Source organism: Thermoanaerobacterium sp. PSU-2, assembly GCF_002102475.1.
GTDB lineage: Bacteria > Bacillota > Thermoanaerobacteria > Thermoanaerobacterales > Thermoanaerobacteraceae > Thermoanaerobacterium.
Window position 1 is genome coordinate 39,151 of record NZ_MSQD01000004.1, and the last position, 21,398, is coordinate 60,548.

At 35.9% G+C, this 21,398-nt stretch carries 16 protein-coding genes; 1 reads left to right on the forward strand and 15 read right to left on the reverse strand.

Going from position 1 to position 21,398, the window contains the following annotated elements; all coding sequences use genetic code 11:
• Positions 1–18: 18 nt before the first annotated feature.
• Entirely contained in the window at positions 19–255 is a 237-nt protein-coding gene (locus tag BVF91_RS04340; protein WP_013787363.1) for a hypothetical protein, read from the reverse strand.
• 160 nt (positions 256–415) lie between these two features.
• Here BVF91_RS04340 and BVF91_RS04345 point away from each other — a divergent pair, with 160 nt between their 5' ends.
• Positions 416–3,277, forward strand: coding sequence for a cation-translocating P-type ATPase (locus BVF91_RS04345; RefSeq protein ID WP_168170182.1), 2,862 nt, complete (start codon positions 416–418; stop codon positions 3,275–3,277).
• Positions 3,278–3,300: 23 nt separating this feature from the next.
• On the opposite strand, the gene BVF91_RS04350 is transcribed toward BVF91_RS04345, so the two are convergent.
• The 14 genes from BVF91_RS04350 to celB all read right to left on the reverse strand — a co-directional run bounded on the left by BVF91_RS04350 (position 3,301) and on the right by celB (position 21,351).
• Positions 3,301–4,587, reverse strand: a complete 1,287-nt coding sequence (locus tag BVF91_RS04350) for a sn-glycerol-1-phosphate dehydrogenase (protein WP_085112263.1) — start codon at positions 4,585–4,587, stop codon at positions 3,301–3,303.
• Positions 4,584–5,696 carry a GntR family transcriptional regulator gene (locus BVF91_RS04355; RefSeq protein ID WP_013787360.1) on the reverse strand — a complete coding sequence of 371 codons (1,113 nt, stop codon included), beginning with the start codon at positions 5,694–5,696 and terminating at the stop codon, positions 4,584–4,586. Before BVF91_RS04355 ends, BVF91_RS04350 begins: the two co-directional genes overlap by 4 nt.
• A 185-nt stretch (positions 5,697–5,881) precedes the next feature.
• Positions 5,882–7,363, reverse strand: coding sequence for an L-fucose/L-arabinose isomerase family protein (locus tag BVF91_RS04360; protein ID WP_085112264.1), 1,482 nt, complete (start codon positions 7,361–7,363; stop codon positions 5,882–5,884).
• Positions 7,364–7,399: 36 nt separating this feature from the next.
• Positions 7,400–8,041, reverse strand: coding sequence for an L-ribulose-5-phosphate 4-epimerase (locus tag BVF91_RS04365; protein WP_085112265.1), 642 nt, complete (start codon positions 8,039–8,041; stop codon positions 7,400–7,402).
• Positions 8,010–9,704 (reverse strand): ribulokinase, encoded by a 1,695-nt coding sequence (locus tag BVF91_RS04370; RefSeq protein ID WP_085112266.1) that lies wholly within the window; start codon positions 9,702–9,704, stop codon positions 8,010–8,012. The genes BVF91_RS04365 and BVF91_RS04370 overlap by 32 nt, the downstream gene beginning before the upstream one ends.
• Before the next feature lie 13 nt (positions 9,705–9,717).
• Positions 9,718–11,115 carry an L-fucose/L-arabinose isomerase family protein gene (locus BVF91_RS04375; RefSeq protein WP_085112267.1) on the reverse strand — a complete coding sequence of 466 codons (1,398 nt, stop codon included), beginning with the start codon at positions 11,113–11,115 and terminating at the stop codon, positions 9,718–9,720.
• Positions 11,116–11,206: 91 nt separating this feature from the next.
• The gene (locus BVF91_RS04380; protein ID WP_085112268.1) at positions 11,207–12,187 is read right to left on the reverse strand and encodes an ABC transporter permease; all 981 of its coding nucleotides are present in this window, start codon (positions 12,185–12,187) and stop codon (positions 11,207–11,209) included.
• Positions 12,188–12,202: 15 nt separating this feature from the next.
• Positions 12,203–13,678 (reverse strand): sugar ABC transporter ATP-binding protein, encoded by a 1,476-nt coding sequence (locus tag BVF91_RS04385; protein ID WP_240495808.1) that lies wholly within the window; start codon positions 13,676–13,678, stop codon positions 12,203–12,205.
• A gap of 32 nt (positions 13,679–13,710) precedes the next feature.
• The gene (locus BVF91_RS04390; RefSeq protein WP_085112375.1) at positions 13,711–14,682 is read right to left on the reverse strand and encodes an ABC transporter permease; all 972 of its coding nucleotides are present in this window, start codon (positions 14,680–14,682) and stop codon (positions 13,711–13,713) included.
• 87 nt (positions 14,683–14,769) lie between these two features.
• Positions 14,770–15,960 (reverse strand): sugar ABC transporter substrate-binding protein, encoded by a 1,191-nt coding sequence (locus BVF91_RS04395; protein WP_085112376.1) that lies wholly within the window; start codon positions 15,958–15,960, stop codon positions 14,770–14,772.
• 186 nt (positions 15,961–16,146) lie between these two features.
• Positions 16,147–17,634 carry an alpha-N-arabinofuranosidase gene (locus tag BVF91_RS04400; RefSeq protein ID WP_085112270.1) on the reverse strand — a complete coding sequence of 496 codons (1,488 nt, stop codon included), beginning with the start codon at positions 17,632–17,634 and terminating at the stop codon, positions 16,147–16,149.
• Between the two features lie 424 nt (positions 17,635–18,058).
• Positions 18,059–19,453: a 6-phospho-beta-glucosidase GmuD gene (gene gmuD, locus BVF91_RS04405; RefSeq protein ID WP_085112271.1), complete on the reverse strand. Its 1,395-nt coding sequence runs from the start codon at positions 19,451–19,453 to the stop codon at positions 18,059–18,061.
• Positions 19,437–19,946: a hypothetical protein gene (locus BVF91_RS04410; protein ID WP_085112272.1), complete on the reverse strand. Its 510-nt coding sequence runs from the start codon at positions 19,944–19,946 to the stop codon at positions 19,437–19,439. The genes gmuD and BVF91_RS04410 overlap by 17 nt, the downstream gene beginning before the upstream one ends.
• 79 nt (positions 19,947–20,025) lie before the next feature.
• Positions 20,026–21,351: a PTS cellobiose transporter subunit IIC gene (gene celB / locus BVF91_RS04415; protein WP_085112273.1), complete on the reverse strand. Its 1,326-nt coding sequence runs from the start codon at positions 21,349–21,351 to the stop codon at positions 20,026–20,028.
• Positions 21,352–21,398 lie beyond the last annotated feature (47 nt).

Below are 21,398 nucleotides of genomic sequence, written 5' to 3' on the forward strand. Positions count from 1 at the left end.
ATACATGCATAATCCCTCTTATGAGGGATTATCTGCTGTTTCAGGCTGTGTCTTTATTTTTGATTGAGTATGTTGATACTGGGCTTCGGCTATTATGTCTTCTACTTCTTCTTTCACGTTTATAGCCAATTCTTTGCCTTTATCAGCAAGAATCATGGCAGTGCCTACAAGCCCTACCGCTAATTTCTTTGCCGGCTTCGCCAATAAAAGTGCTATTCCCAATGCTCCTACGCCAATCCAAAATTCTTTGCTCATCTTAAAAACCTCCTGTCTATTTTTATTTATTTTAACCGGCATTTACAAATAATATTAATAAAAGTCATCGAAAGCTTTCATCATTCATAATTTTTCCTTCTGTGAAATAAAAAATTTTGGACAAAATATTTTTATTATAAGACGTTCTGGAGGTATGAAGATGGAACTCATAAGAAAATATGCACCACATACAAAGCGAATGAGATTCTCCGTAAACGGCCTATACAGAAATGAATTGTTGGCGAAAAGGCTGGAAAAAAATCTATCCCTCAAAAGCGGAATACTAAGTGTAACAGCAAGCCCAATGACAGGAAACATAATCATTTCCTTTGACAGCAGTTTAAAAGCCGAAGATATCAAGAAAGAAATATACAAGATAAAATTCAATATAAGGGACACAAAAGATAATTTTCCTGTGAAACAGCAAGCTCAATATCCTTGGCACATCATGACAAAAAAGCAAATAGAGAAAGTCCTAAACACTGACATTGACAGTGGACTGTCAACAGTTGAAGCTAAAAAAAGATTGAATACATACGGTTTAAACCAACTGATAAGCGGAAATAAACCATCCTTCTTTAGAATGATGCTAAATCAGGTAAACAATTATCTATTTAAGATACTTCTTTTTGCAGGTGGTATTTCTTTTTTGATTGGAGATGTAGCTGATTCTATCGTGATAATATCGATTGTCGTAATAGAATCAAGCCTTGGAGTACTTCAAGAGTACAATGCAGAAAAATCTTTAGAATCGCTGCACAAGTTGACATCACCCCGATCATCCGTTTTAAGAGGCGGTAAAATATCATTGTTAAGCTCAGCAGAACTTGTACCTGGCGATATAGTGATCGTAAATCCAGGAGACATTGTCCCTGCAGATGCCCGCATAGTAGAATGTAAAAATCTTGAAACTGATGAAAGCTGTTTGACAGGTGAGTCACATCCATCATCAAAACACGATTTGGTGATACTAAAAGATGATATTCCATTAGCTGAACGAAAAAACATGGCTTACATGGGAACAAGCATCACCAAAGGATACGGAAAGCTTATCATAGTCTCAACCGGAATGTCAACAGAAATAGGCACAATTGCAAAAATGCTAAACGAAGAAAGAAATGCTTTATCGCCGCTTAATAAAAGCCTTGAAATTTTAGGAAAAAACATAACAATAGCAATCATAGCAATCAGCTTCAGTATTTTTTTAAGCGGCATAATAAGAGGCAAATCTTTTTCACAGATGCTTGGAATAGGCATAAGCCTTGCAATAGGAGCCATACCGGAAGGCTTATCTACTATCGTGACGATAGCTTTAGCTTACGGTGTACAGCGAATGGCAAAAAGAAATGCTATAGTGAGAAAACTTAATTCTGTTGAAACATTGGGAGTAGCCAATGTAATATGCACCGATAAAACTGGTACACTTACAAAAAACGAGATGACCGTAAAAGAAATACGAACACTTGACAAAGTATGGACCGTCTCAGGAATTGGGTATTCGCCATTAGGTAGTTTTTATCGTGACAATGTCAAGATAAACCCAAAAGATGATGAAGACCTATATTCAATCTTGCAATACGGTGCTATGTGCTGCAATGCAAAATTAATAAAAAAAGGAAATGATTGGGCAGTATCTGGTGATCCAACAGAAGGCGCTATAATCGTTGCAGCTTCAAAAGCTGGCATTGAAAGTGAGGAATACGAAAAAATTGATGAGATACCCTTTGACTCATCAAACAAATTCATGACTGTCGTAGTCGATACTGTTTCATACAAATTGGCCATATCAAAAGGGGCTCCTGATGTGATCTTAAATAAATGCAGCTACTTTTTAAGGTCAGGCAAAGCTATAAAATTAGGAAAAATAAACAAAAACAAGATCATCAAGCAAAACGATGAAATGTCTAACAAAGCATTAAGAGTCTTAGCTGTTTCTTACAAGATTTTAAACGATGAAGACAATAACGTTGACAGTGATTTTATATTTGCTGGTCTTATAGGCATGGAAGATCCGCCAAAAGATGAGGTCAGTCAGACTATTGAAGAATGCCTTAGGAGTGGAATTAACGTCGTCATGATAACAGGAGACCAAAAAAACACTGCTATGTCAATAGGAAAGAGAATCGGACTTTTAAAGGATAAAAAAGCAATTTCAGGTCAGGAGCTTGATAAAATGGATGACGATGAGTTAATAAACCTTATAGATGATGTAAACATATTTTACAGAACTTCTCCCCATCACAAGCTAAAGATCGTCAGAGCTTTGAGAAAAAAAGGGTACATCGTTGCCATGACAGGAGATGGCATTAACGATGCACCAGCGGTAAAAGAAGCAAATATCGGTATTGCAATGGGTAAAGGCGGAACAGATGTTACAAGAAATGCCTCTGATATAACATTGGCTGATGACAATTTCACTACAATTGTCATGGCTATAAAGGAAGGTCGCGGCATCAACGAAAACATAAAAAAATTTTTAAGATACGTTTTGTCAGGAAATGTTGGCGAAATAATAGCTTTAGCCATGGCATCCATGACAGGCATGGAGATGCCACTGACATCAAGCCAGATTTTAAGCATAAATCTCGTCACTGAAGGAATACCTGCACTGGCATTAGGCGTAGAACCATCATCATTAAAACTTAAAAAAAATGAAAATGCACAACTGCTTGACAGCAAACTATACAACTACATACTCAAAAGAGGCTCTTTAATAGGATTTACGACGCTATTTGCGTTTAAATACGGTGAAGCATTTAGAAATCCAGCCATCGCCAAAACTATGGCATACTCAAACTTAGTCATGGCACAGATGTTCAATGTATTTGACGCAAGACGTGCAGAAATGCCTACACCGATTTCACAAAATAAATTATTGATGCCATCTGTGGCAATATCTATTGCAACGCTATTGGCAACCATATACGTAAACCCTATTGCAAATATATTTGGAAATGCAAGGCTTAGCCTTATGGATTGGCTCATCGTACTTGTAAGCTCCGGCATAATTAGCAGAATTTAATAAAGAATTGAGAGCTTTTGGCCTCAATTCTTTATCGCTATGTCAAATATCTTGTCAATATTTATATCTTCAGCAAGCCTTAATATGGTGTACCTCTTTCTTACCTCTTTTGCATTCAATAAAACATCTTTAAGTTCATCATATTTAAGCTCAAGATAGGTGATATCATTTGGTGCACCGGCATCATTTAAAAGCTCATCAACATACTCCACCGTCGGCACATTTTCTGATACCCACTTCCGCATCTTATCCCAGTTGTTCAAAATCCTTTCCTGTCTCGTCTTTCTCTCATCTTCATCCAAATAGTAATAACCTATATCGTCAAAAATCTCAGATGATAAGTTTCCAAAATTTTTATTTACCCTGAATTCAAACTCTTCCTTTGATTCACTTTTTCTTTCCTTCATCATTTCAATAATATCATCTTTGTCAAAAGAAAATACAGTATTGTAAAGTTTGACAACAATTTTCGTCATGATGCCTACCTTTGCACCATGGGAGTGACGAATTTCTCCGTTTGAAAGTTCTTTCATCTCAATGAAGTGTGACAGATGATGTTCAGCACCCGATGCAGGCCTGGAATTTCCAAACTTAAGCATCGATATGCCTGACAAAATTAGTGCATCCATAAGCTTGCTTACAGCACTTTCATCTTTGCTTTTTAAGCTTTTGCTGACATCCACACATTTATAAAGGGACTTTTTTACATCATCTGCGATTTCTTCAGAGTAGTCCTCTCCCGTTATGATGCTACCTATATACCAATCCGCTAATGAAGTGAATTTACCGATTATATCTCCAAATCCTGATGCAATCATGTCATATGGTGCATCTTTAAGCACTTTAGTATCACCCACAATAAATATGGGATACGTAGCATCGTAAGTTCTTTTGAAGCCATTTACGATAAGAGGCGACACAGATGACGCATAACCATCCATCGATGGGGCTGTTGCAACAATGCCATAAGGTATTTTTATCTTGCTACTTACAAATTTCACAACATCGTTTATTGTGCCTGCTCCAACAGCAATCATAGCCTCGATATCATCTTTAAGATGTATCAGCACTTCACCTACTGCTTTTTCATCAGGCACTAAATTTCCACTTCTATTCAGATTGCACAACAATACATCGTACTTTTTATCTTTTAATACATCTTTTAGAGTCAATCCTGCCGCTTCGTAAGTATTTTTATCGCATACGAGCAATACTTTAGAATTTATACCTGCTTTATTCAATATATTCGGAACATCATACAAGGCACCACTGCAGATTTCTATCTCCTTTATCTTTGTGCCATCATTCATCGCACTTCCTCCAATTCGATCTCCTTAGTAGAATTCCTAATCCTTATTTCAGGCTTTATGCGAATATTAACAGGATTTGCAAAAGCCTTTTTCCCTTTTTTTATAAGGTCGAATAGTGTTGAAGCAGCAAGCCTTCCCATCTCTTCTTTAGGATGTATGATGGACGTAAGCTTTACATTGGAAAGCTCCGCATAATCAGAATCATCAAAGCTTACTATTGAAATGTCATCAGGCACACTGTAGCCCAATTCTCTTATTGGATCTAAGATCCACATGGCGATTTGGTCGTTGTAACTGACAATAGCCGTCGGTTTATTGACCCACTTCGAGTATATCTCGTATATTTTTTCCCTTGGCTTTGTCTTCATTTCCTCTGTCGTATAAAAGATTATGTTGTCCTCTTTGATCTTAATATTGTGTTCCCTTAAGGCTTTCACATATCCTTTGTACCTATTAAGGCCCTGGTTATCGTCACTTTTAAATATACCTATTATGTTTTTGTGTCCAAGCTTTATAAGATGGTCTGTTGCCATGTATCCTCCACCTTCATCATCTTGAATGATGTAAGATGGATTTAATTCTTCATAAAAGCTATTTATAAAAATGTACGGTATCCCTTTGTTTTTTAACTCATCAAAATAATTTAGATTTATATGGGGCAGTGCGCTTTTTGTAGGCTCGATGATCAATCCCCTAATGTCCTTCGTCAAGACATTCTCCAATATGTCCATTTCAGTCTCAATGCGGTTATTCGTATTGAAAAGCAATATAGAGTATCCGTTTTTGGCTAATATTTGATCGATTCCTTTTATGATCCTGGGAAATATATAGTCATTTATATACGTCGTTATAACTGCAATATTTTTATTATCATAGCTTTTCACAGAATTTCTATCAGCGCAAAAAGTCCCCAAACCTTGCTTTCTGTAAAGCCACCCTTCATTTTCAAGGTCATCAAGAGCTTTCCTAATAGTATGTCTGCTTACACCGAATATTTCCATCAGTTCGCTTTCCGTCGGTAGCGGATCATCTATGTTTATATTGTTTTTTATTATTAAATTGGTAATATAGTCTTTTACTATTTGATATTTTGGCACATTTTCTTCCAAAATTGAACATCCTCCCTCACATCATATCCATCTATATATAATTATATCGCTTACTTAGAATATAACTAAATTTCAAATCTGACAAAATATTTATTAAATATTCGTCACAATTAGTTTATTTTTTTAAGTAAGGTAATAAAATTATCACCTGAAATCATCTTAACAGGTGATAATTTTAAAACATCTTATTTAAATGGATTCTCGCTTTTGTACAACATTGAAGCTGGTTGATTAAATGAAACATCATCCACGCCTAATAGCTTCATAGCAGCGTACAAGACTTTACCTGCATGTTTAAATGCGACTCCAACATGATGCGGAAAATTCTTTTCTATCAATACATGCCTGTAGAAGCGAGCCATCTCTTTAACTGCAAATACTCCAATGCTTCCAAAAGACATAGGATCTATATCCAGCACTTCACCTTCGGCCACGTAACTTCTAAGCTTAGTATCTGCAGTGCTTTGCAACCTAAACAGAGTTATATCGCCAGGCCTTATCGTGCCTTCCAATGTTCCTCTTGTTATATCAGGCTCTTTATCAGGTTCTAACAATCTGTGCATTATTCTCTGATACTTCATAGAGAAATTTTTCATCATGCAACTGCTGGTATTGCCGCAATGAAATCCCATAAAAAGATCGCTATTTTTATAATCGCCTATGATTTCCTTATTGCTTTCGTACATATCTTTGGGCACTGTATTGTTTATGTCAAGAAGCGTAGCTGGTAAGTCTGTAGCGCATGTTATGATGTACTCACTAAGTGCTCCATAGATGTCTGTCTCACAAGCCACAGGTATGCCATTTGCTGCAAGCCTTGAATTCACAAAGCATGGCACAAATCCAAACTGTGTCTGAAATGCTGGCCAGCACTTATTTGCAAACACAACGTACTCCGATGCACCTATATTTTTTTCTACCCAATCCTTTAATGTAAGTTCATACTGTGCAAGCTTCGGCAATATCCCACCAAACATATTGCCAGAACCTAATTCCTTTTCCATATCTTTTATGACATCTGGAATCCTTTTGTCATCTTTATGATTGTTGTAAGCTTCAAAGAGATCCAGTTCTGAGTTCTCCATTATCTCTATCCCTAAGTCATACAAAGGCTTTATAGGAGCGTTGCAAGCGAGGAAATCCTGCGGTCTCGGCCCAAAGCTCATTATTTTTAGCTTCTTAAGTCCAAGTACCACTCTCGCAATATCTTTAAAATCGGATATCATGTCTGCTATTTCATCTGCATATCCTACAGGGTATTCCGGTATATAAACCCTCAAATTTCTCAAATTTATATTGTATGATGCATTAAGCATCCCACAATACGCATCACCGCGCCCATCGTAAAGATTGTCCTTCGTCTCCTCCGCTGCGGCTACGAACATCACTGGACCATCAAACTTTTGGGCCAGCATCGTCTCAGGACCTTCAGGGCCAAAATTCCCAAGGTATACGACAAGCGCATTTACACCTAAATCGTAAGCTTCCTTCAGTGCGTTCATCGCATCTATTTCATTTTCTACAGTTTTGGTGATTTCACTTATAGATATGCCTTTTTCAATACACGCTTTTACTACCGCATCTCTTCTTTTCTCACTTAAAGTGATTGGGAAACAATCCCTGCTGGTAGCTACAATTCCTACTTTAACTTCTGGTATGTTTATCATGCAAAATCCTCCTTCATTAAATTGACATCATATTTTTCATTGACCATATTTCGTCATATATCTCTCATGTGCTCTTTTAACTTCTTCATCTGGTATCACATCAGGTGTGCCTAAAAGCAGTGATAAATGCACAGTCTTAGCTGTATCTTCTACCATAACAGCAGCTTTCAAGGCTGCTTCAGGTGAATTGCCAATGGTAAAAACACCGTGATTTTTCATAAGTATTGCAGGACTTTCCCCTATATAATCTACGATAGCCTTCCCTATCTCTTCTCCGCCAATCTTGGCATAGGGCCCTACAGGAATTGCACATCCAAATTCGTCTGCAATAGCTGTAAGATAAACCGGAATTGACCGGCCAAGTGCAGCAAAACTTGTAGCATAGGGTGAGTGTGTATGGACAATTCCATTCACATCACTTCTATGTCTGTAGACGTAAAGATGTGTAGCAGTATCAACAGATGGTTTTAGCTTACCTTCAACCACATTGCCATCTAAATCCACAACTACCATATCATCTGGCGTCATGTCATCGTATAAAACTCCACTGGGCTTTATGACTACAAGATTTGTCTCAGGGTCTCTACCGCTGACATTGCCGCTTGTCATTGTGACTAAATTGTTTTTAGGAAGCATCATGTTCATTTTATATACACGTTGTTTTAGGTTCTCTAACATCTGAAACCACCTCTTTTATGTTTTTAAGCCTCTTCATCACATCATTTGCCCCTCTCCCAAAGTAGTCATGAAGCAGTTTGTACTCCTGAAATAGTTTCTCGTAAATTTCGACATTTTCGGATATAGGCTTGAATGTCTCATCTTTTAACTTTGGTATTACTTTAGCTGCTTCAAATATGCTGTCAAATCCTCCATTTTCCTTTCCTGCCGCAACTGCACCAAACATTGCTGCACCTAATGCAGGCGTCTGGTTTGACTTAGAAACTTTTATCTCTAAGTTTGTCACATCAGCGTATATCTGCATAAGCATCGGATTTTTTTCAGGAAGTCCGCCACAGGCGTAAAGCTCATCTATCTTTATGCCATACTCATTGAATGTATCTATTATCATACGTGTACCATATGCTGTTGACTCTATCAAAGCTCTGTATATCTCTTCAGGTTTCGTCCTAAGTGTCAATCCTAAAATCAAACCAGTAAGATCCGCGTCAACCAAGACAGACCTATTTCCATTAAGCCAATCCAGTGCAAGAAGTCCGCTTTCCCCCGGTTTTAACTTTGAAGCTTTTTCTGTCAAAAGCTGATGTACAGATATGCCTCTTTCTTGGGCTTCTTTTTTGTAATCATCTGGAACGCAATTATCTACAAACCACGCAAATATATCCCCTACCGCTGACTGTCCAGCTTCATATCCATAAAATCCCGGCACAATGCCGTCTTCAACCACTCCACACATACCCGGAACTTCGACTTCTTTGTCGCCTAAGACTACATGGCATATAGACGTGCCCATTATCATAACCATCTTTCCTGGGGATGCTACACCTACTGCAGGAAGAGAAACATGTGCATCGACATTGCCTACCGCAACAGCAACACCAGGGTTTAAGCCGATCATTTCAGCCATTTCCTCAGTTAATTCACCTGCTTTTGTACCTAACGGATATATGTCTCTTGAAAGTTTTTCATCTACTACATCTTCAAGCCTTTCATCTAATGCCTTAAAAAATTCCTTTGAAGGGTATCCTTTTCTTTTGTGCCAAATCGCTTTATAACCTGCAGTACAGCTATTTCTCCTTTCATTGCCAGTAAGCTTCAATATCACCCAATCAGTCGCTTCTATGAATTTATCTGCTTCTTCATAGATATCTGGAGCCTCATTTAAAATCTGCCATATCTTCGGTATCAGCCATTCGGAGGAAATCTTCCCACCGTATCTTGCTAAGAAATCCTCTCCTCTTTCAGATGCAATCTTATTTAACATGTTTGCCTCAGGCTGTGCTGCATGATGCTTCCATAGTTTGACATACGCATGGGGATTTGATTTATATTCTGGTAAATCGCACAAAGGCGTACCGTATTTTTTTATGGGAAGCATCGTACATGCCGTAAAATCTATGCCAATCCCAACAACATCATCTTTATTTATACCAGACTTTATTATCACATCTGGAATTATCTTTTTTAGAACTTCAATATAATCATCCGGATGCTCTAATGCCCAATCCTGCGGCAACACTGTCCCGTCTGGAAGTCTCTCATCCATTACACCGTGTGGATAGTTCATCGTTGAAGAAGCTACTTCCTCTGCTGTATCAAGGTTTAAAAGCAATGCCCTTGCAGATTCTGTACCATAATCAATACCTATTGAAAATTTTGCCATGTCATCAACCCCTTTACACTTCAACATACTCAATATCTAATAACTCGCATAAAAGCTTCCATCTTTTAGTAGCATCACCTAATGTCAAGCACTGATGATGTGTACCACCATTTTTAAGCCAACCATTAAGGCATTCTCTAACTCCATTTTCAGGTTTAAAATGGAAATAAGGCATCTCAATATTCTTTGCTTCTTCTGTATCTAAAATTTCTCCCTTTGAAACAACAAGTCTATATTTTTCGCCTTCTAAAGACACTAATGATGCCAGTGTCGCAATGCCTGGTTGAGCCATAAACACAACTGTCGGTGGATTATCAAGCTTTCCTATCCCAAGCTCTCGATCGACTAATTTTATAGGTCTATCCTTCCTGGCTATCTTCCAATTGCCCTCTCCCATGTGGCTCATCAAAATTGAATCTCTCTTAAAATCCATCGCATACATCTCAGTAAAATGTGCATCGCCTATCAAAACATGACCCGCTGCCACCAGGCTTGCCGTAACTACATCACCTTCTGCCGCATAGCCATATCCTTCTGCCATCAAGTTTGATGCCGCCATCATGTGTATCTGCTTAAACCTTCCATCACCTTTAAACACATCAAAATGGGCACTAAAGCCAGCGTATCCTTTCTCCTCAAGCAATTTCTTAAATCCTATTTGAAGCCTTGCAGCATATCTGTGGCTCTCCTCACTTAATTTAGGATCTATATAAAAGTTCTTCTTGTTTTCCTCTATGACTTTGTCGATTTCTTCATCGGTAGCTTCTTCCATGTGTCTAAAAACTTGGCCAATGTACTCTTGATTTATTTGCGGCCCTAATTTTCTTGTGAAAGCTGCATCATCGCCCATTATGTCATACATACCATGCATCCTTCCAAATTGTGCTATCTTCATATTCCTCAAAGCTTTTACTGTCTTTACAGTTTTAGCCCAATCATTCACAAAATCTTTAAATGCATCAGAATGCCAATCCTCTGTTATAACAGGACAAGTTATGCCCATTCTCAGGATAATATTTGAAGTATCCTGTGCACCATGAACACCTTGATTGTACGTCAAGTCCCCCATATCCCAATCGTCTGTCACAGTGCTTTCTGGCTGTATATTTGCCAGCATAATTGGAAGCCTATTATTTCTTAAAGCATTCACAAGATTCGTAGCTGGCCCGTATGTCAGCATCACGATCATTATTCCGTCAAGATCTTTATCATTGAATTCTTTAACTATCCTTTCTATATCATTTCTGTTTTTTGCAGCGCCCGGGAAATAAAAATCCGCAATATCACCTAATCTATTTATAACCTGTTGTGCATACATCTCTTGCCTTTCGGTGATGCCTGGCAACATATCATCGTATAACTCCTGCATAATGCCTAGAAAGCCTATTCTTGGCTTTTCATCTTTGTACACAATAATCACTCCTTTGGATTTAAATAAGATTTTTGCTTAAATCTTTAAAAGCTAATTAAAGCTTAATTTCCAAGAAAATCGCATTTTAAAATCATTTAATAATATGCAATGATTTTCTATCGCTAAACAGCGCCACAACCAACAAAAATATAACACCTTCTATTAATTGTTGAGTCTGAGTTGTAAGACCTATCATATTTAATCCTGCAGATAATACTTTGTATGTCAGCACACCTGTAATGATGTTTGAAAAACGCGCCATCACACCTCCTGTAATTGGTAATCCACCTAAAACTAATGCTATTAAAATTTCTGTTTCAAACATGCTTCCACCTGATGCTGTTACAGACCCAACCTCAATAACATTTATGAATGCTGCAAATCCTGTAATCATTCCAGCTACTATATACATTAGCCATTTGATCTTATCAACATCTACTCCAGCAAATCTTGAACCAATTTCTCCAGCACCTATTGCTTTTAGATAGATTCCCAACTTAGTAAAGTGGAAAATCAAAAAAGCAATCAATAAAATTACCACTGTTGATATTAATTTAACTGTTACTGTATTATAATTCAAAATATCACTTACGGCATAAACAGGTGAATTAGTCGTCAAATATGCAATAAGCCCACGAAACAAAAACATTGTACATATTGTGACAATAAATGAAGGTATTTTACGCTTCACGTGAAAAAAACCATTTATTGCTCCAATAATTGCTCCGGCAATAATTGCACCTATAATTGCCAATAAAATATTAAAACCAGATAGATAAGAAAATACTATCGATGCAATTCCAAGTATAGATCCTTGTGAAAAATCTAAACATCCCATTGTCATGATAAAAAATACTCCAATTGAAGCTATCATCAACACATATACTTCATCAAGTAATAATGTTATATTTAATGGACTTATAATTTTGCCACCTGTTAGCATAGTAAACATAGCCAGTACAACTATCAGCCCTATTACTGGTAATATACTTCTTGCAATTGGCTTTTCCAAATATCTTTGTATCTTGTTTTTTACACCATTTATCTCAACACTATTCTGCAAGTCAGTCATACATTTCACCCTCACTTAAATCATTTTCATTATTAAATCTTCTTCTGTCAGATTAATGTCTCTCATAAATTCACCATTGATTTTTCCGTTCTTCATTATTAAAATTCTGTCGCACATGCCTATTAATTCTAAAATTTCTTCAGAAATCAAAAGTATTGATTTTCCTTGGTTTTTCATCTCAGTCATCAGATCATAAATATCAGCTTTGACTTTAACATCAATACCTCTGGTCGGACTGTCTAATATAAATATTTCAGAATTTTTAGCAATCCACCTTGCCAAAGCGACCTTTTGCTTATTGCCGCCGGATAAGTCAGATACTAACTGATTTACATTTTCCATCTTTACACTTAGTACTTCTGCGTATTTATTAGCAAATTTACTAAGTTTACCATTAAATATTATGTTGTGCTCTTTTAAATCATCTAACGATGTAATGCAGATATTGTCTGAAATTGTATCATTAACTATAAGCGATTCATTATCCCTATCCTTTGAAACATATGCAATACCGTTTTTTATGGCAACTTCAATAGAGTTAATTTTAACTTCATTTCTAAGAATAACATCGCCTAATCTATTAAATGATGCTCCAAAAATTGCTTTACCTACCTCATGCATTCCACATTCGCTAAGTCCACCAATTCCAAGTATTTCTCCTTTGTGTAATTCAAAGCTGATATTATCAAACTGTCCTGGCACAGTTACATTGCTTAATTTTAAAACTGTTTCTTTAAATATCGGTTTTTCATAATCTGTACGATAATAATGTCCACTTAATTCTCTTCCCACCATTAACCTTTTTATATCATCTTCCGTTACCGAATCACTATCTACTGTATCAACTACTACACCATCACGCATTACAGTAATGCGATCTGTCCATTTGATTAATTCATCTAAATCGTGAGTAATGAAAATAACAGTATTTCCTTCTTCTTTTATTCGTGTCATCTGTTTATATAACAGTTCACGGCCGCTTTGACTTAAAGCAGTAGTTGTTTCATCCACAATAAAAACTTTTGGTCCAATATATATTGCTTTAATTATTTCGATAAGTTTTCGCTCTTCAAAATTATATTTATCGATTAAATCTGTCGCATTTATGTTGCTACATTCGTATCTTTCCAATAACTCTTGTGCTTCTTTATTCATGGAAGCAATATTTTTAATACCATGTTTTATAAATTTTTCTTCATTACCTAAAAAAATATTTTCTGCTACAGTTAAGCCTAATATCGTACCGGCCTCTTGAACGATTATTGAGATGCCATTTCTATTTGCTTCAACAAGCGATCTTACCTTAATTTCCCTATCTTCCAAGAAAATTTTTCCGCTACTTATCTCATAAATACCTGATATCATAGAAACTAACGTAGATTTTCCCGAACCGTTTTCTCCAATTAAACCATGTATCTCTCCTCTTTTAAATGATAAAGTAGCATCTTTCACCACATGATTACTGCCAAAATATTTGTTTAGTTTTTCCACTCTTAAAATTTCTTCTTTCAATATCTTTCACCTCACTTGACGACAATACCTCTAACTGGTTTTGTAGTAATCGTAACTATCAACAACAAAGCTATTCCTGTAACAACGTTTTGAATTGTAGTAGGAGCTCCAATAGCGACAAATCCGTTAAAAATTAGTGAAATTATGAATTCACCAATGATTATAGCTATTACAGGCGTTCCGTATTTTCTAAATGACATTCCAAAAAAAGTTCCCATTAAAGGTGTAAAATTCATGCTCATTGATGACATACCAGATGCAGCAGTCATAGATGTCCCATAGCTGATATTTAAAATGCTCATAATACCAACTAAGAAACCGCATAGTATATATGATAATACTTTAAATTTATTTACATCAACACCCATATTTTTAGCTAAATATTCATTGCTACCTATTGCATACATATAAGTTCCCATTTTCGTATATTTAATAACTAAACTCACAAATACAAAAGCACATATTGCTAAAATTACATTATATGGGTATGTCCCAAAAGCACGATAATTAGGGCCTAAAATTTGCTCTTGACCTTGTGTTGCAAAAACACTCAAACTTTCATATATTAGTGAAAGTCCAACAGTAACAATCATTGAAGGTATATGAAAATTTATATAGACAATACCATTTAATAATCCTATCAATGTTCCACTAACAATAGGTGCTAAAATTAACCCTAAATATCCATAATGTTGAGAAAAATAGCATGCTAATATTGATGATAAAACAAGATTAGCACCAATACTAAAATCCCATAGTCCCATGGCAACGATAAAATACAGGCCACATCCACCAACCGCATAAATTAAACTTGACTGAAAATATGATAAAAGTCTTCCCGGAGTCCCAAAATTATGCGGTGAAATCACTTTAAAAATAAACCAAAAGATTACTGTAAGTAATATTAACAATAAAATACCAAAATATTTTTTAAAGTATACATCAATACTTTTTCTTTTGACAAAATCCGTACTACTACTCATCATTATCACCCGCCTAATTTGTATTTTGCCGTCAGCCGCTATGACTGACGGCTTTTTAAAATTTAACCAAGCTTATATTTATGAGCTTTATTGACTGCCATGACGCTTCTTAACATCGTCTATGGACAAGTTCAATGCTTGTTCAGCTAATTGCTGGAATGAATCATTTGCCATTGCTTTTATTTCTTCTGTATTGTAAGGCAAACTATCTACAAAATATTTCTGATAATCGTTGTATTCGGCTGGAGATGAAACATATATATACGGGAACTTTATCTCATAAAAACTATTTTCAGGTTTTACATATTTGCCCTTTATTGCGTTGTAAACCATCATGAAAGCGTATAATGGATCCGCAAAGTGACCACCTGATTCAGCAGTCATTGCACCGCTCTGTAACTCTTGTCCTAAATCAGGCAAAAAGTCTGTAGAAACAACACCTATTTTACCAGTCTTTCCAGCGTTCTTAATAGCATTTAATGCACCAACTAAAGGATCTCCTCCACCACCAGCAACGATCAACGCATCCATCTTTGGATATGAGTTCATCAATGAAGTAGCTGCAGACGCACCACCATCAGCGGTTGTACCAGCGTATACAGGCTGTGTCATGAAAACTTTATCATTTGGATGATTTTGATTCCATTGATCAACAGCCTTTTTGTAACCTTCCCATCTTAGGAGGAATGTAGCATCTCCTGGATTCCACCCTATTAAACCTATAAACCTCTTGCCTTTGTTTATCAAGATATTTACAAGATTATATCCATTTACAACTTCATCTTCATGAACTGCACCAACATAGTATTTAGATTTCTGAGCTTGTTCATATATTTGTGGGCTTCTATCTTTGCTGATTATACGGAAAAACTGTGCAAGATACACATGATATTGATCAGCAGTTTGAATCGCTGATGCCATTTCTGAGTCAGCAGAGTTGCAAATTATTATTCCCTGGCATCCAGCAGCAGCTAACGTTTTAACACTGGCTGTAACCTTTTCAGAAACATGCCCTTGATCTACATACATCAATTCTACGCCAAGTGCATTTGCCGCATAATCAAGCATTTTTTTAACTTGACTACCAAGAACGTCTGTTGAGCTCCAAATAGATACACCGATTTTAATTTTCTGATTATTTGAGTTTGAATTTTGAGTTGTTGAATTGCTGCTATTAGTGCTATTATTCTGTGCTGTCTTGTTTGAACTACTATTGCCACATGCGCTTAATGAAAACAACATTGCGAGAACTAAAATTGAGGCAATAATTTTTTTCATTTTTTTCACTGATAAACTCTCCTTTCATTTATTTTTTGTTTAATTGATTGTATAATTATATGAGGTATTAATTTATTTCAAAGGATTTTTCCACTCCAATGCCTAAAACATATTTAGTTTGTCCTTTAACTATAATGGAAAAATCCTTATGAAACCAAATTATAAAATAAATTACTTAAATCATTTTTACTCATTGCTAACTTCTACCCCTACAATCGCCATCTTAGGCATTGTCACGACTATCTTATTTTCAGCAAATTTAATACCGTCAAATTCTTTTGGTACAACTTTATTAGGATTATCAAAAGTATTATGTGCATTCATTTCATCAGAAGTTAAAATTGTACCTGTTGCTTTGCTTACTTTTGCTCCTCTAAATTCACATTCCACTGTTACCGATTCTTCAGGATTTAGATTGCACAGAGAAATATGAATTCTTCCGCTATCATCAGAAGAAACAGTAGCTGTTACTTGAGGAATACTTTCTTTCGAATTTACATTATATTCAGGCGTATCAATATTAAAATCTAATAATTCTGCATCATGATGAACTTTGTACATGTCAAATACATGATATGTCGGTGTAAGTACCATTTGGGCTCCATCAGTAAGAATTACTGCTTGTAAAACATTTATAGTCTGCGCAATATTAGCCATCTTAACTCTATCGCAATGTTTATTAAATATGTTAAAGTGAATACCTGCAACCAAAGCATCTCTCATTGTATTTTGTTGATACAAGAACCCAGGGTTTGTACCTGGTTCTACATCATACCATGTACCCCATTCATCTACAACTAATGCAACTCTTTTTTCAGAATCATATTTATCCATAATAGTGGAATGTTTTGTTATTAATTCATCCATGTATAACGCTTTCTTCATCGTGATAAACCATTCTTCTTCATCAAAATCTGTGGCTGATCCTTTTCTTTCCCATGTACCTGGTACTGTATAGTAATGCAAACTAAGACCATTCATCAGTCTTCCAGCTTCTCTCATCAAAACTTCTGTCCAATTATAATCGTCTGTATTGGGTCCACAAGCAATCTTAAATATCTTATTGCTGCCAAAATTCCTGACATATGTGGAATATCTTCTATATACATCAGCGTAATATTCTGGGCGCATATTACCACCGCAGCCCCAGCTTTCATTGCCAACGCCAAAGTATTTAAGCTTCCACGGTTCTTTTCTACCATTTGAGGCTCTCAAATTTGCCATTGGCGATTCTCCATCAAATGTCATGTACTCTATCCATTCTCTCATCTCTTGAACTGTGCCACTTCCAACATTGCCACAAATATATGGCTCTGCATTCAATAGACCACATAGTTCAAAGAATTCATGCGTACCAAAGTGATTGTTTTCGATTACACCACCCCAATGTACATTGATCATCTTGGGTCTTGATTCATAAGGTCCTATGCCATCTTTCCAGTGATATTCATCTGCAAAACATCCACCAGGCCATCTCAATACAGGTATCTTAATCTTCTTTAATGCTTCAACAACGTCTTTCCGAATCCCATCTATATTAGGTATCTCTGAATCTTTTCCAACCCAAAAACCACCATAAATACATCTTCCTAAATGCTCTGCAAAATGGCCGTAGATATTTTTACTGATCTTGCCTTTTTTGTTATCTGCATTGATAACGATTTTAGCTAACATATAAATGCTCCTTTATATTAAAATTCATTTACTATCTATAGATACTACTTATATATACATTTAAGATGATATTTTAAATTTATACGTACATCTTATATTAATATATATTCTACATGTTTTTTAAAATTCCTCCTTCCATTTTAAAATTTTTTAAAAAAATTTTTTATGCTAACTTTTTCCCTTGAATTATCAGTAACTGTGAGGCAATTCATCTTACGTGCTTATAAATTATATATGTTTTTATCATTGTACGTACATCTTGTTATAATATATTCGACGTCATTTTTAAAATTCCTTCTTTGATTTAAAAAATTTTTTAAAGAATTTTGTTCGATTCAAACACCCTTTTAAGAGATAAAATCACACATAAAAAAAAACGCCCTCACATCTGTGAAGGCTGTATAATATGCAAGCTAATTATATTTTACTCGCTAAACCCATTGTTTTTTGCTAATTCTTTATACCAATATCCACTTTTTTTGATAGTCCTCTTTTGTGTGGTTATATCGACTGAAACAAGTCCATAGCGATTTTTGTACGCGTTTAGGAATGACCAGTTGTCCATGAAAGACCAAAGGTGATATCCTTTTGCATTGCATCCTTCTTCAATCGCCTTATGAAGCCATTTTAAATGACCTTTGATAAAATCTATTCTATAATCATCTTGGATTATACCGTCTTTTATGAAGCGTTCTTCTCCTTCTACACCCATGCCGTTTTCTGAAATATACGATTCAATATTCCCATAGTTGTCCCTTACATTTATCAAGATATCGTATATTCCCTTTTCGTATATCTCCCATCCTCTATACGGATTCATTCTCCTTCCTGGCATTACATACTCATCAAAAAACCAATCAGGTGTAAATACACCATAAGGATTTGGCATGTTTTCTTTTGCTTTTACTCTTCTCGGTTGATAATAATTGATTCCAAGGTAGTCAACTGTATTATTTTTTATGAGCTCAAGATCTTCCTCGGTATACACTGGCAAGTGGTTGTAGCTTTTTAAAAGTTCTACAAGTTTATCTGGATATTCTCCTTTTACACATGGGTCTAAAAAGCTTCTGTTGAAAAGAAGATCAGCTATCTCTGCTGCCTTAAGATCTGCAGGATGATTGCTGCGAGGATATGATGGAGTTAAGTTTAGTACAATCCCGATTTTTCCATCTTTTATGTCTAACTTTTTAAACTCGTTTATCGCCATTGCGCTTGCCAAAACTGTATTGAAACATACCTGTATAGCTTTCTTAAAATCCACGATATCAGGATAATGAAAGTTATAAAGGTATCCTCCCTCTGCTGGAACTATAGGTTCATTAAAGGTAATCCATCTTTTTACTCTGTCTCCAAAAAGCTCAAAACATGTCTTAGCATAGTTTTTATAATTCTCCAAAACTTGACGGCTTTCAAATCCTCCAATGTGCTGCATTTCTATCGGCATATCGAAGTGAAATAAAGTAGCTATAGGCATAATATCATTTTCTAAAAGCTCATTTATGACGTTATTGTAGAAATCTACCGCCTTTTTGTTTACTTCTCCTACTCCACCAGGAATCAGTCTTGACCATGATATAGAGAATCTAAATGAATTGTGTCCTATTTCTTTCATCAATTTTATGTCATCTTTATATCTGTGGTAAAAATCAGACGTCACTTCGGGTCCTACACCGTTAAAAAAGCGATTCGGCACTTGCTTGTACCAATAATCCCATACATTCATTCCTTTCCCGTCTTCACTCGCAGCACCTTCTATCTGTGTTGCAGATGTGGCAGAACCCCACCAAAAACCTTCTGGAAATTTATACTCTTTTGCCATTTTTCTTTCCTCCTCTTGCTTTGTTAGTCACATAGTTTGTAATAAGTTTTTCCCCACCTAATGATATTAGAAAATAACCTATGGAAAATACTATCACTAAGGGGCCAAAGAATTCTTCTAATACAATACATATTGCCAGTGCATGCGTCGCATAAACTATCAAATCGTAATAATTCAATTCTTTTTGTTTCTTTATAAGTGCCACAACATAAAAGACAAGTGATAGTACAAGTGACGACGCTATCAAACCAATGTATAGAAATATTAGTGAAGATGCAATATTTTTTATTGATAGTTTTAAATAGCTATTTAAAAATACTAAAAAATTGCCTGTAAATAGTGATATTATAAGTTTAATAAGCGTTAAATAGATAACACCAAAAATCGTCAAGATAAGGTCAAATCTGAGAAGTTTTACTATAGATTCGCCTTTTAATCTTTTGTAATTTTGAGGCATAAAAAGGCTTATTTTTAGTTCTTCCAAAACACCCATAAATTTTATCTCCTTACACCTTTTAAAATGTTTAAAGCAATTAGACGATTACGACTGTAACCGCCTAATTGCAATTATATCAGCCTTTTTGGCTTTCAACAGCCATTGCTTGCTCTTGCTCAAGGTACTGTCTATCTACGACTCTTAAGAATGGCAAGTATATGAAGAACGAAATCACTAATTCGATTATTTGCCATACAGCACCGCTAAAACCTGATACTAAAAGTCCTCCGATGATAGGTGGTGTAGTCCATGGTATTACGACACCTGTTGGATGCCCAACAAGACCTATTGACATGACGATGTAAGTCAAAGTAGCTAAGATCATCGGCGTCAATATGAATGGTATTACCATTATTGGGTTTAAAACAATTGGAAGTCCGAATATTACAGGTTCATTGATATTGAATAAACCAGGAACTATAGCAAGTTTTCCAACTGTTTTTACCTGTCTTGATTTTGAGAAGAAAAGCATAGCAAGTACAAGACCTAATGTGCTTCCTGAGCCACCTACCAGCATGTACATATCGTGGAACTGCTGTGTTATGATGTGTGGAACTGGATGACCAGCTTGGAATGCCTGTAAGTTCTCTGCTGCAAGTGCCAACCATATTGGTCCCATAACAGATCCGACTACGTTTGCGCCATGTATACCAAACGACCAGAAAAGTCCTTCGAAGAAGTTTGCAATCAACGTAGCAGGCAGTGTATCGCCAAGTCTTGTCAAAGGTATCTGCAACACTGTGTAAATAAATTGATGTATTGTACCGTAAGATGTCATAGCAAACAGCATTCTTATAACATCGATGATGATAGCAACTATAGCCGCAGGAATCAACGCAGAGAAAGCCTTTTCAACTGCAGGTGGAACACCTTTTGGCATCTTAATTACCCAGCCTCTTTTTATAACAAATCTTACGATTTCAACTGACAGTATTGCCGTTAAAATGCCTACAAACAGACCTTTTGAGCCCATCCAGTCAACTGGTATGCCACCGCTTACTTGAATTGCTTTTTTGGCTCCTTCAGGTGTATAATTAACTATAAACGGTGTAAATATCAAAAATGCAACCAGTGCAGTTGCAGCCGTGTTTAAACCATCAATCTTGTAATGCCCTGCGAGGCTGTATGCAATGCCAAATACTACAAATATACTCATTATTGACATTGTAGCCTCAAAGGGCCTCATAAAGAATGTATTCCAGTTTGGTCCGAAAGCCTTTGCCATAAAATCAGAGTATCCAGGTATCGGCAAAAACGCCAGCAACAAGAAAACAGCACCTATTGTAATGAGTGGAACAGCAAGCATAAAGCCATCACGAATTGATGTCAAGTACCTATTTTCAGAGATTTTGCCCGCTATAGGCATCAATTTTTCCTCAAGCGAATCTGTAAACTTACTCATTTTATAACACTCCTTATCTTAAATTTGGATTTTTGGTTTTAAAACTT